Below are 14,955 nucleotides of genomic sequence, written 5' to 3'. Positions count from 1 at the left end.
AAAACACCTTCTTGCGCTTATTCAGCATGCGCCAACAGCTATTCTTTTCGTAGCGAAGCAGCCACGGTTTTCACACATTCGCGCAACCAGGCCGCCGCGGCCGAGTGGTGCGTGCGTGCATGCCACAGCTGGTAATACATGAGCCGGGGAAACGGCACCGGGCACGGCAGGATGGCCAGCGGCAGTTGCTCGACATACCGTTCGCAGTACTGGCGGCCGGTGGTCAGCACAAGCAAGCTCGATGCCACGATGCTGGGGATCAGGCTGAAATGCGCACAGCGCGCCGTGATGTGACGCTGCATGGAGAGACTGTCCAGGTGGGCGTCGATCACGCCGCGCGCGCCGGGGTGGGTGGGCGTGGGCGCAATGTGCTCGGCGGCCAGCCAGCTTTCCACGTCCCAGCCGCGCCGCACGGCGGGGTGGTCCTTGCTGACCAGGCACACCACCTCGTCGCCAAACAGGCGGCCCATGTGCAGGTCATCCGGCGGCTGGGGCCAGTTGCCGATCACCACATCCACCTCGCCCTGTGCCAGGTGCGCGTGGTAGTGCGCGTCGGCCGACAGGGGCAGGATTTCGATCGGGCACAAAGGGGCTTCGACCTTGATGCGCGCCACGAGCTGGGGTAAAAAAAGTGGGTCGAGGTAGTCGCTGGCCGCCACACGGAAGGTGCGGGTGGCCGTGCGCGGATCAAACCCCCGCGCATCCGAAAACAGCGCCTCGGCCGCGCGCAGGATGGCCCCTGCGGGCTCCACCATGCGCAGCGCGGCATCGGTGGGCATCATGCTGGCGCCAGAGCGCACCAAGAGCGGGTCGCCTGCCAGGTCGCGCAGGCGCTTGAGCGCAGCCGACACCGCCGGCTGGTGCATGCCCAGGCGGACGGCGGCCCTCGATACGCTGCGTTCTGTGAGCACGGTGTGCAAGACCCTTATGAGATGGAGGTCTATCTTGTCGAAAAGGGCGTGGTCTCTCATAGCGGTGGGGGCATGGGTGCCATAAGCTTGCGCATATGCCGGTAGCGGGACTGCGTTCTACCCTCTGCTGAACCTTTCCATCCAAGATCGAAGTGGCGTTTGTCATGACAACAAGACCCTTGCAATTCCTGCGCCGAGGCCAGCCCGTGGCGCTGGGCAATGTACCACCCGACCGCACCCTGCTGGAGGTGCTGCGCGAAGACCTGGGCTGCACCGGCACCAAGGAAGGCTGCGGCGAAGGCGACTGCGGCGCCTGCACCGTGGTGCTGGGCGAGGCGCGCGGCGGCAAGGTGCACTACAGCGCGGTGAACAGCTGCATCCGCCTGGCGCATTCGGTGGATGGCATGGCGCTGTGGACGGTGGAGGACCTGGCCGAGGACCCGCTGATCCAGCCGGTGGGTGATACGGCGCCCGCTGCACAACAAACCATCACGCTCCATCCGGCACAGGAGGCGATGGTCCAGTGCCACGGCTCGCAGTGCGGCTTCTGCACACCGGGGTTCGTCATGAGCCTCTTCGGCATGTACCAGAACCACGTTTGCCACGGTGAACCCATCACCCGCGAACTGGCGCAGGAAGAACTCTCGGGCAACCTGTGCCGCTGCACCGGCTACCGTCCCATCCTCGATGCCGCGCAGCAGATGGCCGCCCTGCCCGCCATGGCGGTGAACGAGGCTCAGTTGCTACAAAAACTGGAGCTTCTTGCGCTTGACCAGCAAGCGCTGGAGGCCAATTCTTCCTATATTTCCCCCACCACCCTGCCCGACCTTCTGGCCGCGCGCGCGGCGCACCCCACGGCGCAGGTGGTGGCCGGCTGCACCGACGTGGGCCTGTGGATCACCAAGCAGCACAAGCAGTACGGGCGCATCCTGGACGTGACCCGTGTGGCCGAGCTGCGCCAGGTGCAGCAGGACACACGCGCCATCACCCTCGGCGCAGCCGTCACGCTGACGGATGCGTTTGCCGCCCTCACCGCGCAATGGCCGCAGCTGCACAGCTTTGCCACGCGCTTTGCGGGCCTGCCGGTGCGCAACTCGGGCACGCTGGGGGGCAACGTGGCCAATGGCTCGCCCATTGGCGATTCCATGCCGCTGCTCATCGCGCTGCGTGCCCAGGTGGTGCTGGCCAGCGTGCGCGGCGAGCGCACGCTGGCGCTGGAAGACCTGTACACCGGCTACCGCCAGAACGTGATGGCGCCCGACGAGCTGCTGGTGCGCATCGTGGTGCCCAGGCCGGGCGTCACGGAAGTGCTTCGGGCTTACAAGATTTCCAAGCGCTTCGACGACGATATTTCTGCCGTCTGCCTTGTCATCAATCTGGACATCGAAGCCGACGTGGTGCGCCGCGCCAGCATCGGCGCGGGCGGTGTGGCTGCCACCCCGGCCCGCGCGCGCCAGACCGAGGCCGCACTCACCGGCCAGCCCTGGACCGCCGACACCATCGCCCGCGCAGCACACACGCTGCAGGCCGAGTTCAGCCCCATCTCCGACATGCGCGCCAGTGGCGCCTACCGCAGCGCGGTGCTGGCCAGCCTGTGGCAGCGGTTCTGGCTCGAAAGCCAGGGCGAAGACGCGGTGAGCGTGGAAAACTTCCGCCTGGAGGAAACAGCATGAACCAGCGCGGCCCCCTTCCCGTCAGCCGCGACGCGGTGAACGACCCCGCAGTTGCTGCTGCCGACGCCAAAGCGAGCGCGCACACCCCCGCGCCACAGCCCGGCTCGCCAGCCAACACGCGCGCCATGGGCCAGTCGCACATCCACGAAAGCGCCCGCGCCCAAGTGGCCGGTGCCGCCCACTACATCGACGACCTGCCGGAGGTAAAGGGCACGCTGTATGCCGCCCCCATCCTCGCCACCGTGGCCCACGGCACGTTGAACAGCGTGGATGCCAGCGCGGCCCTCGCCCTGCCCGGCGTGCGCGGCGTGGTGCTGGCCGCAGACGTGCCCGGCGACAAGCTGCTGGCCGCCTTCGCGCACGACGAGCCCGTGTTCGCCATCGACACCGTGCAGCACATCGGCCAGGTCATCGGCCTGGTGGTGGCCGACTCGGTGATGCAGGCGCGCCGCGCCGTGCGTGCCGTGCAGCTGGACATCACCCCACTGCCCGCCGTGCTTTCCGTGCACGAGGCACTGAAAGCCGAAAGCTACGTGCTGCCCCCCGTGTTCGTGCGCCGGGGCGACGCGGCGCAGGGTCTTGCGCAATCGGCACACCGCCTGCAAGGCGCGTTCGAGGTGGGCGGGCAAGAGCACTTTTATCTGGAAGGCCAGATCGCCTACGCGCTGCCGCTGGAGCAAAAGCAGTGGTGGATCTACTCCAGCACCCAGCACCCCGGCGAGGTGCAGCACTGGGTGGCGCACGCGCTGGGCATCGACAACCACGCGGTCAAGGTGGAATGCCGCCGCATGGGCGGCGGCTTTGGCGGCAAGGAGACGCAGGCCGGTCATCTGGCCGTGTGGGCCGCCGTGGCTGCCAATAAGTTCGGCCGCGCCGTCAAGCTGCGGCTGGACCGCGACGAAGACTTCATGGTCACCGGCAAGCGCCACCCGTTTGCGTACGAGTACGACGTGGGATTTGACGACACCGGCCGCATCACGGGCCTCAAGCTCCAGATGGCGGCCAACTGCGGCTTCAGCGCCGACCTGTCCGGCCCCGTGGCCGACCGCGCCGTGTTCCATGCCGACAACGCGTACTACCTGAGCGATGTGGAAATCGCATCCTACCGCTGCAAAACGAATACGCAGAGCCACACGGCGTTTCGCGGCTTCGGCGGGCCGCAGGGCGTGATCGTGATCGAGGCCATCCTGGGCGACATCGCGCGCGCGCTGGGCCGCGATGCGCAGGATGTGCGCATGGTCAACCTGTACGGCAAGGACGGCTCGGAAGGCCGCAACGTCACCCACTACCAGATGACGGTGGAGGACAACATCCTGCACGCACTGATGCCGCAGCTGGAGCGCAATGCCGACTACCGCCGCCGCCAGGCCACCATCGCGGCGTGGAACGCCACCAACCCGGTGCTCAAGCGTGGCCTCGCCATCACGCCCGTCAAGTTCGGCATCAGCTTCACGGCCACGCTGTTCAACCAGGCCGGCGCGCTGGTGCATGTGTACACCGACGGCAGCGTGCAGGTGAACCACGGCGGCACCGAAATGGGCCAGGGCCTGCACACCAAGGTGGCGCAGATCGTGGCCGACGAGCTGGGCGTGCCGCTGCCCCGCGTGCTGGTCACCGCCAGCGACACCAGCAAGGTGCCCAACGCCAGCGCCACCGCCGCCAGCAGCGGCACCGACCTGAACGGCCGCGCTGCGCAGTTCGCAGCCCGCAATGTGCGGGACAACCTGGCCTCGTTCGTGTGCGGGCTCGATGGCTGCGGCGCGGGCGCCATCCGCTTCGAGGGCGGCCAGGTCATCTCGCCCAAGAAGGTGCGCGCGTGGGGCGACGTGGTGAAAGAGGCCTATGCCAACCGCATCCAGCTGTGGAGCGACGGCTTTTACCGCACGCCCAAGATCCACTACGACAAGGCCACGCTCACGGGGCGGCCGTTCTACTACTTCAGCTACGGCGCAGCGTGCTCCGAGGTCGTCATCGACACCCTCACCGGCGAGAGCCGCGTGATGCGCGTGGACATCCTGCACGACGTGGGCCACAGCATCAACCCGGCCATCGACATCGGCCAGATCGAAGGCGGCTTTGTGCAGGGCATGGGCTGGCTCACCACCGAGCAGCTGGTGTGGAACGACAAAGGGTATCTGGCCACCCACGCCCCCAGCACCTACAAGATTCCGGCCACGGGCGACATCCCCCGGCACTTCAAGGTGGACTTGTGGCCGGAGGCCAACCGCGAGGACAACGTGGGCGGCAGCAAGGCCGTGGGCGAGCCACCGTTCATGCTGGCGATCAGCGTGTACGAGGCACTGCGCAATGCCGTGGCCGCGGGGCGAGGCGGCGATGCAGCTGCGCCCGTGGTGCTGACCGCACCAGCGACGGCAGAGAATGTGCTGCGGGCGCTGGGGCGTTTGAAAAATTGAGCCAAAACAGGCTTCAGCGCTTTACAGCATTGCGCATACAGCTATATTTTCAATAGCGAAATAATAGCGTACTTACAGGCCCAGGAATCCGCCGATCACCAGGCCCGCTTCGAGCGTGAACTGCCCCTGCGCCACCTGCTCGCGCACGGTGGCCAGGGGCTGCAACTCAAAGCGTTCGACTTCGCCGTCCTGGTTCTCGGGCACCAGGCCTTCGGGCACCTGTGCGCTGAACCAGTCGATGCGCTCGCGCATGTAACCTGCGCCGCCGCCTTCGCGGCTGGGGCGGCTGAAATCCACATGGCCGCCGTGCTGCAGGCCGTGCAGCGCGTCAACCCGCAGGCCGGCCTCTTCCCAGGTCTCGCGCGCCAGGGCCTGTGGCAGCGAATCGGCAGCCGCCACCATGCCCCCCATCAGCGTGTCCCACAGGCCGGGGTTGTTGGGCTTGGTCAGTGAGCGCTTTTGCACCCACATGCGCCCGTCGGGCGCGGTGCCCACCAGGTGCACGGCGCGCGTGGCAATGCCCAGCACGCGCACGGCGCCACGCTCCACCGTTCCCACCACCTCGCCCGCCGGGTTGCAAACGGCCAGCTGCTCGTCGCGCCAGGGGCCGCACAAGCCGTGCTCGCGCAGGGCGTGCGCCAGGGCGTTGAGCGCGCCCGTGATACCACCGTGCAGCCCATCGATGTGCCACGCCAGGCCCTCTGATTGCTCGCTTTTCAATAGCTGGTAGCGCTTACCCCACAAGCGCTGGGGGCCGATTTGATCAAGAAAACCATGCGCCACCGAGCCCACGCCCTGCCCACCCACCACCAGCGGCAGGCGCGGCTGGGCGGGTGGCTGCTGCGCAGCGCGGCGCGCACGCGCCAGCCAGTCGTCGAAGGTTGCCGGCGGGGCCAGGGCGCTCACAGCGTGAGGATGGTGCAGCCGGTGGTCTTGCGCGCTTCCAGGTCGCGGTGCGCCTGCTGCACCTCGGCCAGCGGGTAGCGCTGGTCGATGTGGATCTTCACCTGCCCGCTGGCCACCACGGCAAACAGGTCGTCGGCCATGGCCTGCGTGGCCTCGCGCGTGGCGATGTGGGTGAACAGCGTCTGGCGCGTGACATAAAGCGAGCCCTTGGCACCCAGGCTGCCCGGCGCAAACGGAGCCACCGGGCCCGATGCGTTGCCGAAGCTGGCCATCAGGCCGAAGGGGCGCAGGCATTCGAGCGACTTGTCCCAGGTGTCCTTGCCCACCGAGTCGTACACCACCTTCACGCCCTTGCCGCCGGTGATCTCCTTCACCCGGGCGGCAAAGTCTTCGGTGCTGTAGTTGATGGCGTGCGCCGCGCCGTTGGCCAGGGCCAGCTGGCACTTGGCATCACTGCCTGCGGTGCCGATGAGCTGCAGGCCCAGCGCTTTCGCCCACTGGCAGGCGATCAGGCCCACACCACCCGCCGCAGCATGGAACAGCACATGGTCGCCGCTTTGCAGGCCTTCCACGGGCAGCGTTTTCTTGAGCAGGTATTGCGCCGTCAGGCCCTTGAGCATCATGGCCGCGCCGGTTTCAAAGCTGATGGCGTCCGGCAGCTTGCACACGCACTTGGCGGGCATCACGCGCACTTCGCAGTAGGCACCGGGCGGGTTGCTGGCGTATGCGGCGCGGTCGCCCACCTTCAGGTGCGTGACGCCCTCGCCCACCGCCTCGACCACACCCGCACCTTCCATGCCGATGGTGGCGGGCATGTTCAGGGGATACAGCCCCGTGCGGTGGTAGACGTCGATGAAATTGAGGCCGATGGCGTGGTGGCGGATGCGGATCTCGCCCGGGCCGGGCTCGCCCACGGCAACGTCAACAAGGTGGAGTTCTTCGGGACCGCCGTGCTGGCGGATCTGGACGGCAAGGCTCATGGTTAAACGCTCCTGGATAACGGGTTTTGAAGGGGTTTTGAAGGGGATCTCGAACAGCCATGCACAAGGCCTGTAACGGGCGAGACAAACGGCGGCCATCCTGCCATGAATTTGAAAGCCTTGCCCTGCCCTGCACCGTTACAGTGCAGCCCATGACGCAAAGACTCACGCCCGGCACGGCGGCGCTGCTGGTGATACCGCCGCTGCTGTGGGCTGGCAACGCCGTGGTGGGGCGGATGGTGCATGACCTCATCCCGCCCATCACGCTCAATTTCATTCGCTGGGTGCTGGCGTTTGCCATCCTGCTGCCGCTGGCCCACAGCGTGCTGCGTGCCGACAGCCCGCTGTGGGCGCACTGGCGCCGCTACGCGATGCTGGGGCTGCTGGGCATCGGGCTGTACAACGCCCTGCAATACATGGCACTGCAGACGTCCACGCCCATCAACGTGACACTGGTGGGCGCGAGCATGCCGGTGTGGATGCTGGCAGTGGGGGCACTTTTCTTCGGTGCGACCGTCACGCGGCGGCAGGTGGTGGGCGCTCTGCTGTCGGTGTGTGGCGTGCTGCTGGTGCTCAGCCGGGGCGAGTGGTCGCAGCTGCTGGCTTTCCGCCTGGTGCCGGGCGATGTGTTCATGCTGCTGGCCACCATCTCGTGGGCGTTTTACAGCTGGCTGCTGGCACGCACCAGCGAGCCCGCCCGCCTGCGCAGCGACTGGGCGGCGTTCCTGATGGCCCAGATGGTGTTTGGCCTCGCGTGGTCGGGCAGCTTTGCGGGTGTGGAATGGGCCGTGGGCCGCACCCACATCGAATGGGGCTGGCCGCTGATTGCCGCGCTCGTGTTCATCGCAGTGGGCCCGGCCGTGCTGGCCTACCGCTGCTGGGGCGTGGGCGTGCAGCGCGCGGGGCCTGCGGTGGCGGGGTTCTTCATCAATCTCACGCCGCTGTTCGCGGGCATCCTGTCGGCAGCGTTCCTGGGCGAGACGCCGCAGGTGTTTCACGGTGTGGCGTTTGCGCTCATCGTGGGCGGGATTGTGGTGTCGTCGCGGCGGTAGGCCGCGATCCGCGCGCGTTACGGTTCGGCCTTCAGCGTGGCGGCGGCGCTGCCAAAGCCTGCCTCCTGCGCAGGAAATTCCGCCTCGGTCGCGTTGAAATTCACGGCCACCATGTGCCCGCCGAGGTCGGTGACGTACATGAGGTTGCGGATGGACGTGTCCACTGCGGGCGCCGTGCTGTCCATGCGCACCCAGCTTCGTCCCGCGATGGTCACCAGCGATGCATCGTGCATCACCATGCCCGGTGTGAGCCTGAGCAGGGTGGACTCCAGCGAAGCTTTGAACGCAGGCAACTGATCGCTGGTCAGCGGCTTTTGCACCATGCGCGACCAGGTGACGGCCACGGTGCTTGTGCGGCGTGCATTGCCCCAGGCGGCCAGGGGGCGCCGCCCATGGCGGCCGAACTTGGCGTGCATTTCCTCGGCGTCGAGCGCGGTGTAGCCGGGTGGCGCCTGCAATCGCAGCGTTCCGCTGGGGGTTTGCACATCGACAGGCGCGGCATGGGCCGCAGCAAAGATGGCGGCGCCACCCAGCAGCAGCGCACGGATGCCTGTGCGAAAGAGTCGGGGTATTGAGGGAGATCGTGTCATGGCGCAAGGGGTGGGAAGGCCGAAGGATGCGCAGCAGCCCAGTCGAGCACAGACTCCAGATCCGCCACGGGCATGGGGTGGCCCAGCAGGTAGCCCTGAAACAGCTGGCAACCATGTTCGGCCAGAAAGTCCTTCTGCTCCTGCGTTTCCACGCCTTCGGCAATCACATCCAGCTCCAGATTGCGCGCCATGCCGATGATGGTCTGCACGATCACGTCATCCGTATGGCGCACGCCCAGGTTGTGCACAAAAGACTGGTCGATCTTGAGCTGGTCCAGAGGAAGCCGCGTGAGGTAGGCCAGCGACGAATAGCCGGTGCCGAAGTCGTCCACCGAAAAGCGCACGCCCTTGGTCTTGAGCAGGCCCATCTTGGCCACCGTGTCGTCCACGTCGTCCAGCACCAGCGACTCGGTCAGCTCCAGCTTGAGCAGGTGCGGGCGCGCCCCCGTGCCCCGCAGCACCTCGACCACACGGGCCACAAAGTCCCGCTGGCGAAACTGCCGGGCGCTCACGTTGACCGACAGCTGTATGTGCCGAAAGCGCTCATCCTGCGCCCACGCCGCCAGTTGCTCGCACGCGGTGCGCAGCACCCAGTGGCCCATGGGCACGATGAGTTCGCTCTCCTCCGCCACGCTGATGAAACTGCCCGGTGCAATCAGGCCACGCTCCGGGTGGTTCCAGCGGATCAGCGCCTCGGCGCCCACGATGCGCCCGTCCAGATGGAACTGGGGCTGGTAGTGCAGCACGAACTGCCGTGCCGAGAGCGCGGCCTGCAGGTCCACCTCCAGCTGCGCACGGGCGCTGATGGCGATCTGCATCTTCGGGTCAAAAAAGCACAGCGCATTGCGCCCCTGAGACTTGACCTGGTACATGGCAATGTCGGCCTGCTTGAGCAAATCCACCGACGGCTGCAGCGTGCCCCCCAGCAGCGTGACGCCGATGCTGGGCGTGCTGTGGTGGATGATTCCGTCGAGCGAGTACGGCATGTTCAGCGCGCGCAGGATTTTTTCTCCGACGCGGCGTGCAAAGGCGGCCGCCTCGTCGCTGCGGGTGGACAACTCGTGCAGCATGACCACAAACTCGTCACCGCCCAGGCGCGCCACCGTGTCCTCGCGGCGCACGCAGGTCTTCAGGCGCTCGGCCACCTGGCGCAGCAGCATGTCGCCCACCTCATGGCCACGGGTGTCGTTCAGCGTCTTGAAGTGGTCCAGGTCGAGAAACAGCAACGCCCCGTACTGCCCGCTGCGCACGCTGGCGGCAATCACCTGCTGCATGCGGTCCATCAGCAGGCGGCGGTTGGGCAGGTTGGTCAGCGGGTCGTAGAAGGCCAGGTTTTCGATTTCGGCGCTGGCGCGGCGCAGGGCCGTGACGTCGTGGTACGAAATCACCAGCCCGCCATCGGGCGTGGGCCGCTCGGTGATCTGGATGGTCAGCCCGTTGGGCAGCACCTGTTCGTGCGGCTCCTGGTGCTGCCGCTGCTTGAGAAGGCGCAGATCGACCCAGCGCATGCGCTCCTCCTCGCTGGCACCGGGCAGGTGGTGGCGGGAGGTTTCTTCCATCACGCGCCGAAACGGCACCGACGGCGCCATCACGCTGCGCAGCCACGGGAAGATCTCCTCGAACCGGCTGTTCCACTGCACCACGCGTTGCTCGCCATCGAGCAGCAAAAAGCCGCTGACCATGGATTCCAGCGCCTGGTCGAGCGTGGCCTTGGACTGCGCGATCGCCAGGCGCGCCTGCGAGATGCGGTGCAGATAGCGCAGCGCCAGGTTGCCTGCCGCGACGATCATGGCCACGAACAGCAGGCCGGTGAGCGTGATGGCGTTGCGCTGGCCGCGCCAGCCCTCCAGCGCGTCGCGCAGCGGGATGCTGGCCGAGATGCGCAGATCCTGGTAGAGGATGGGGCGATACACCACCAGCGCGTTCGCGCCGCTCAGGCGCGCTGGCGCCTTCCACTGCGCACCCCGGGCTTCGATCTCCTGCAGCGGGGGGTGAGCGTGGGTGCGATGGCTTCCTCGCGGTGGGGCACGCTCAGCAGCAGCTGGCCACCAGCGCGCTCCAGCGTCACCTGCAGGCCGCGGATGTCCACGCCTTGCACCAGCACCGAGCTGAGCGCGCCCACAGGCAACTCGGCGAGTGCGACCACACGCGAGCTGTCGGCCATGCGCAGGTGGCGCGCAATGTAAAGCACACGCTCGGCTGTCGCAAAGCTCACCACGGGCGGGCTGATCATCAGTGTGGAGACGGGCTGCTCCAGCACGGCGGACAGAAAACCCGGGGGCAACTGCACCTGCAGTGCACTGCCCGACGTATCAGAGGATGCGAGCGTCTTGCCCTGGGCGTCGAGCAGGGCCACGTAGCGCACCATCAGGTTCTGCCGGGCACCGCTGCGCAGGCGCTGGCTGGCCAACTCGGGGTCAATCCAGTCGGTCATGATGCCCGACAGGCCCATCAGCTCGTCCATGCTGGCCAGGAGCACATCCACCGCCAGCAGGGACCGGTTGAGCGCAGCCTCCGCACCCGCAACAAAACGCGTGGCCTGGGCTTCGTTGTCGGCCAGCGCCACGTCGCGGGCGTTCCACACCAGGGCGGCAGACACCAGCACCACGGCTGCCATGAACACCGATGCCCCGGCCCAGACAAAGGCCCTGATGCGCGGCTGGGAAGCGGCTTCCTTCATTTCGCCGGGATCGCGACCAGGGCGCGCACGGGGCCGATGGTCTGGTTCCACACCTGGGCACAGCGCGCACCGCAGCGCTGCACCCAGCGCGGCAGCACGGTGGTCTCCAGGATCTCGCGGCGGCTGCGCTCGTCCTGCGCCGACACGGGCACCAACACCATGCTGCCCTTGCGCCCGCCCACGCAGTCGTTGCTGCCCCGGTTGCAGGCCATGCCGTCAGAGGTTTCGCGCTCGGACTCCTGCCAGATGGCGGCCTCCAGCCGGGGCAGTTCGTGCCGCAGCAGCGCCCGCAGGTCGGGGGCAGCGACTCCCAGGCTGCGCGGTTCACCCCAAACAGCGCGAGCCCCCAGGTCACGGGCAGTGCATGCATGTGCGAGGTGAGCGTATGCAGGCCCAGCGTGTTGCCGGACATGGTGCCGGTGATGGCGCATTCGGTATTGCCTGCCGTCAGGCTGGGCACGATCTGCGCAAAGTCCGTGAGCACCGCAACGCCCCCCAGCGCCCCGACAAAATCGGCCTGGGTGGACGAAGACACGCGGATGCGCCGGCCCGACAGGTCAGCCAGGCCCCGCAACGGCTTCTTGCAGTACACCACCTGGGCCGGGTACACATACACCGCCAGCATCTCGACGCCAAACTGGTCGCGCAGGCTTTTTTCAAGATAGGGGCGAAACGCCGCAAGCGTGGACTTGAGCGTGGCGATGTCCGGGTTCAGGCCCGCAAGATCGGGCGCGGTGTACTCCGGATACTGGGCCGTGAGCGAGCTCATGAGCGTGGTACCAAAAGGCACCACCCCGAGCTGCAGCAGGCGCAGCATCTCGGTGCCGGGCACGCCGGCGCGGTCGAAGGGGACGATCTCGGCCTCGAAGCGCCCGTTGCTCAGGCGCCGCAGCTCCTTGCTCCAGAATGGTTCTTCCTGGCGGGTGTACTGGTTCAGGCCCGCCAGCCCCCCCACGATGCGCAGTTTGTAAGGTGCCGCAGACGCTGCCACAGAGGCATCGGGTGCAGGGGGCGGGGTCTGTGCATGCAGGCTCCCGGCCAATGCCAGCGCCGCACACAGCCACGCAGTGCTGCGGCGCATCGCAGGGATTAAGGCAGGCAAGATGTGCATTGGCATTGTCTCCGGCCCCATTCTTGATCAAGTTCTTCCGCAGACCGGAAGCGCTGTCGGCAAAACGCCACGGGTGAGGCTCATGCATCGCGCCGCACCGGGGCCGCGCCCCTGCGCAGACACGGGCGCAGCCTGCCACCGCTAGAACGTGCCGGGGTAGGCGCCCCCGTCCGCCAGCACATTCTGCCCCGTCATGTAGCCAGCGTGCACACTGCACAGAAACGCGCAGATAGCGCCGAACTCGTCGGCGCGGCCATAACGCCCGGCCGGGATCTGCGCCTGCTGCGCGGCCCGCACGTCCTCAACGTTCTTGCCGGCCTTGCTGGCGGCGGCGTTCACGGTGGCGGCCAGCCGGTCGGTGTCGAACTTGCCGGGCAGCAGGTTGTTGATGGTCACGCCACGGGCGGCGATATTGCTGCGCGAAACCCCGGCAACAAAGCCGGTCAGCCCGCTGCGCGCGCCGTTGGACAGGCCCAGGATGTCGATGGGTGCCTTCACCGCGCTCGATGTGATGTTGACGATGCGGCCAAAGCCGCGTGCGGCCATGCCGTCCACCGTGGCCTGGATGAGCTCGATGGGGGTCAGCATGTTGGCATCCACCGCCTTGATCCAGGCGTCGCGGTCCCAGTCGCGGAAGTCGCCGGTGGGGGGCCGCCGGCATTGGTCACCACGATGTCGAAGTCGCGCCCCGGGCCACCGGCCACCGAGAACACGGCGGCCCGCCCCTCGGCGGTGGTGATGTCTGCGGCCACCGCCAGCACCACGGGTTGAGAGTGTTCTTGGCCTCCAGCGCTTGCCAGTTCTGCGCCTTCAGCTATTAATTTTGCAGCAGCCTCATCCAACGCCTGGGCGTTGCGCGCATTGATGACCACGTTCACGCCCTCGCGCACCAGCGCTTGCGCGCAGCCATAGCCCAGCCCCTTGCTGGCGCCGCACACCAGCGCCCATTTGCCTGCGATACCCAAATCCATAACAATCTCCAAGTTGCACACTGATACATGTGCTTTCGCCCAAATCATAATTGGAGAGCACGACGATGAACTGGCTGCCCCGTGGAGCCCTTGCCCTCTGGCTGTCATTGCCTGCGCTGGCGCTGCTGGCAGGCGGTGCGCAGGCGCAGGAGGCCGCAGTGGTCAAGCGTGCCACGCAGCTGCGCGACACCCCCGCCGACAGCGGCGCGAGCGTGGCGGCGCTGGAGGCCAACGCGGTGGTCACGCGCAGCAACGAGCGCAAGGGCCCTTGGACGCGGGTCACCACACCGCAGGGCGCATCAGGCTGGGTGCACATGTTTGACCTGGGCCCGTCATCCGGCTCAGCGGCACCCGCCAACAACGCGGCCACCAGTGGCTTGCGCGGGCTGGGCGGGTTGTTTGGCGGCAACAGCGGGCCCACCACCACCGCCACTTCGACGGTAGGTATCCGCGGGCTGGGCGCCGAAGACATTGCCAACGCGCAGCCCAACCCGGCCGCCGTCGGCCGGGCCGAGGCACTGCGCGTCAATGCCGACCAGGCGCGGCAGTTTGCCAGCACGGCGTCGCTGAAGGCGCGCGATGTGCCTGCGCTGGCCCAGCCCCCCCTGCCCACCTCCAGCGGACGCTCCGGCGGCAGCTTCAGCAGCCCGTCGGACCCCAACCACAGCCCCAACTGAGGAGATGAACGTGCCCCGAACTCCCGCATGGACGCGCTGTGCCCGCCTGGCAACGCTGGCGGCGGCGCTGGCGGCAGCCCCGCTGCTGGCCCACAGCCAGAACGTGATGAACATCCTGAACTCCCTGGGCGGCGGGCTGGGCTCGGCCCTCACCGGTGCTGCGGGTGCGCCACCTGCGCAGGGTGATGACCTCATCAGCTTGCTGACCCAGTCGATGGAGAACATCGATGAACCCAGGGAGATCGAGATCGGCCGCCAGCTGGCCGCGTTGCTGCTGGGCGCCAAGCCCGCGCATCCCGACATGGCGCTGCAGGGCTACGTGAACCGCCTGGGCCGCTGGATCAGCCTGCACTCGCCGCGCCCCGGCCTGCCCTGGACCTTTGTGGTGCTGGACGACAACGGCTACAACGCCTTTGCCGCACCCGGCGGTTATGTGTTCGTGACCAAGGGGCTCATTGACCGCTGCGCCGACGAGTCCGAACTGGCGGGCATCCTCGCGCACGAGATCACACACGTCACCTCCAGGCACCATCTGCAGGCCATCCGCCAGAGCGCGATGGCCGGGCTGGGCACCCGGGTGCTGGCCTCGCAGATCCGCACCAGCAATGTGGCCGGCCAGCTCGTGCGCGACCAGCTGCTGTCGCTGTTCCGCACCGTCTACACCAAGGGCCTGAGCCAAACGGACGAGTTCGAAGCCGACCGCACCGGCGTATCGCTGGCGGCCAAGGCGGGGTTTGACCCCTACGGCCTGGTGTCGGTGCTGCAGCATCTGCGCACCGTGACGCCCGACAACCCGCTGTTCACGCTGCAGATGTCCACCCACCCCGCCGCGCAGGCGCGCATGGAGTACCTGGAGCAATCGATGGGCCGCCAGCTCGACGGGCTGGGCGGCTCGCGCGCCACCCTTGCCGAACGCCTTGCCGCGCCGCCCCTCCGCCCTGCCCCCGCGCCACCTGCCCGGCCCGCTGCGGCCCGCAAATCCGGCTGAGC

General features: G+C 67.6%; 12 protein-coding genes and 2 pseudogenes. 5 read left to right on the top strand and 9 right to left on the bottom strand.

The genetic code is table 11. The features are described 5' to 3' along the window. Positions 1 to 38: 38 nt before the first annotated feature. A complete protein-coding gene (locus tag KYG_RS22730) occupies positions 39 to 971 on the bottom strand; it encodes a LysR family transcriptional regulator (protein WP_085942657.1) in 933 nt (310 codons plus the stop codon). 104 nt (positions 972 to 1,075) lie between these two features. On the opposite strand from KYG_RS22730, the gene xdhA reads away from it, so the two are divergent. Together xdhA and xdhB are read left to right on the top strand one after the other, a co-directional pair. Continuing rightward, positions 1,076 to 2,584, top strand: coding sequence for a xanthine dehydrogenase small subunit (xdhA, locus tag KYG_RS22725; protein WP_034695941.1), 1,509 nt, complete (start codon positions 1,076 to 1,078; stop codon positions 2,582 to 2,584). Beyond that, positions 2,581 to 4,998: a xanthine dehydrogenase molybdopterin binding subunit gene (xdhB, locus tag KYG_RS22720; protein WP_008907285.1), complete on the top strand. Its 2,418-nt coding sequence runs from the start codon at positions 2,581 to 2,583 to the stop codon at positions 4,996 to 4,998. Before xdhA ends, xdhB begins: the two co-directional genes overlap by 4 nt. Positions 4,999 to 5,070: 72 nt before the next feature. Here xdhB and KYG_RS22715 read toward each other — a convergent pair whose 3' ends face one another. Further along, a complete protein-coding gene (locus tag KYG_RS22715) occupies positions 5,071 to 5,904 on the bottom strand; it encodes an NUDIX domain-containing protein (RefSeq protein WP_008907284.1) in 834 nt (277 codons plus the stop codon). Continuing rightward, positions 5,901 to 6,884 carry a quinone oxidoreductase gene (locus KYG_RS22710; RefSeq protein ID WP_008907283.1) on the bottom strand — a complete coding sequence of 328 codons (984 nt, stop codon included), beginning with the start codon at positions 6,882 to 6,884 and terminating at the stop codon, positions 5,901 to 5,903. Before KYG_RS22710 ends, KYG_RS22715 begins: the two co-directional genes overlap by 4 nt. A gap of 152 nt (positions 6,885 to 7,036) precedes the next feature. Here KYG_RS22710 and KYG_RS22705 point away from each other — a divergent pair, with 152 nt between their 5' ends. Further along, positions 7,037 to 7,936 carry a DMT family transporter gene (locus KYG_RS22705; RefSeq protein WP_008907282.1) on the top strand — a complete coding sequence of 300 codons (900 nt, stop codon included), beginning with the start codon at positions 7,037 to 7,039 and terminating at the stop codon, positions 7,934 to 7,936. A gap of 17 nt (positions 7,937 to 7,953) precedes the next feature. Here the strand turns inward: KYG_RS22705 and KYG_RS22700 are convergent, their stop codons facing one another. The 6 genes and pseudogenes from KYG_RS22700 to KYG_RS22680 all read right to left on the bottom strand — a co-directional run bounded on the left by KYG_RS22700 (position 7,954) and on the right by KYG_RS22680 (position 13,288). Beyond that, positions 7,954 to 8,526 carry a hypothetical protein gene (locus KYG_RS22700; protein ID WP_008907281.1) on the bottom strand — a complete coding sequence of 191 codons (573 nt, stop codon included), beginning with the start codon at positions 8,524 to 8,526 and terminating at the stop codon, positions 7,954 to 7,956. Further along, entirely contained in the window at positions 8,523 to 10,439 is a 1,917-nt protein-coding gene (locus KYG_RS22695) for a bifunctional diguanylate cyclase/phosphodiesterase (protein ID WP_237707316.1), read from the bottom strand. Before KYG_RS22695 ends, KYG_RS22700 begins: the two co-directional genes overlap by 4 nt. A 20-nt stretch (positions 10,440 to 10,459) precedes the next feature. Continuing rightward, positions 10,460 to 11,206, bottom strand: coding sequence for a cache domain-containing protein (locus KYG_RS25315; RefSeq protein WP_034695939.1), 747 nt, complete (start codon positions 11,204 to 11,206; stop codon positions 10,460 to 10,462). Next, complete coding sequence (locus tag KYG_RS25555) at positions 11,203 to 11,637, bottom strand: hypothetical protein (RefSeq protein WP_369750162.1); 435 nt, start codon at positions 11,635 to 11,637, stop codon at positions 11,203 to 11,205. Before KYG_RS25555 ends, KYG_RS25315 begins: the two co-directional genes overlap by 4 nt. Further along, positions 11,559 to 12,287: pseudogene (gene dctP / locus KYG_RS22685) on the bottom strand (TRAP transporter substrate-binding protein DctP); the annotation flags it as partial. The pseudogene dctP and the gene KYG_RS25555, both read right to left, overlap by 79 nt. Positions 12,288 to 12,458: 171 nt before the next feature. Next, positions 12,459 to 13,288: pseudogene (locus KYG_RS22680) on the bottom strand (SDR family oxidoreductase). Positions 13,289 to 13,353: 65 nt separating this feature from the next. Between KYG_RS22680 and KYG_RS22675 the strand changes: the two are divergent. Then, a complete protein-coding gene (locus tag KYG_RS22675; protein ID WP_008907278.1) occupies positions 13,354 to 13,965 on the top strand; it encodes an SH3 domain-containing protein in 612 nt (203 codons plus the stop codon). A gap of 4 nt (positions 13,966 to 13,969) precedes the next feature. Continuing rightward, positions 13,970 to 14,953, top strand: a complete 984-nt coding sequence (locus KYG_RS22670) for a M48 family metallopeptidase (RefSeq protein ID WP_008907277.1) — start codon at positions 13,970 to 13,972, stop codon at positions 14,951 to 14,953. Positions 14,954 to 14,955 lie beyond the last annotated feature (2 nt).

This window comes from Acidovorax sp. NO-1 (assembly GCF_000238595.1).
In the GTDB taxonomy this organism is placed as follows: Bacteria; Pseudomonadota; Gammaproteobacteria; order Burkholderiales; family Burkholderiaceae_C; genus Acidovorax.
This window is presented reverse-complemented; position numbering and strand designations above follow the sequence as displayed.

Bases quoted from the DNA above. Each gene is read 5' to 3' on its own strand.
- KYG_RS22675 (WP_008907278.1), top strand. From the start codon at position 13,354: ATGAACTGGCTGCCCCGTGGAGCCCTTGCCCTCTGGCTGTCATTGCCT.
- xdhB (WP_008907285.1), top strand. From the start codon at position 2,581: ATGAACCAGCGCGGCCCCCTTCCCGTCAGCCGCGACGCGGTGAACGAC.
- KYG_RS25315 (WP_034695939.1), bottom strand. From the start codon at position 11,206: ATGAAGGAAGCCGCTTCCCAGCCGCGCATCAGGGCCTTTGTCTGGGCC.
- KYG_RS25555 (WP_369750162.1), bottom strand. From the start codon at position 11,637: ATGCGCCATCACCGGCACCATGTCCGGCAACACGCTGGGCCTGCATAC.
- KYG_RS22705 (WP_008907282.1), top strand. From the start codon at position 7,037: ATGACGCAAAGACTCACGCCCGGCACGGCGGCGCTGCTGGTGATACCG.
- KYG_RS22700 (WP_008907281.1), bottom strand. From the start codon at position 8,526: ATGACACGATCTCCCTCAATACCCCGACTCTTTCGCACAGGCATCCGT.
- KYG_RS22710 (WP_008907283.1), bottom strand. From the start codon at position 6,884: ATGAGCCTTGCCGTCCAGATCCGCCAGCACGGCGGTCCCGAAGAACTC.
- KYG_RS22730 (WP_085942657.1), bottom strand. From the start codon at position 971: ATGAGAGACCACGCCCTTTTCGACAAGATAGACCTCCATCTCATAAGG.
- xdhA (WP_034695941.1), top strand. From the start codon at position 1,076: ATGACAACAAGACCCTTGCAATTCCTGCGCCGAGGCCAGCCCGTGGCG.
- KYG_RS22670 (WP_008907277.1), top strand. From the start codon at position 13,970: ATGAACGTGCCCCGAACTCCCGCATGGACGCGCTGTGCCCGCCTGGCA.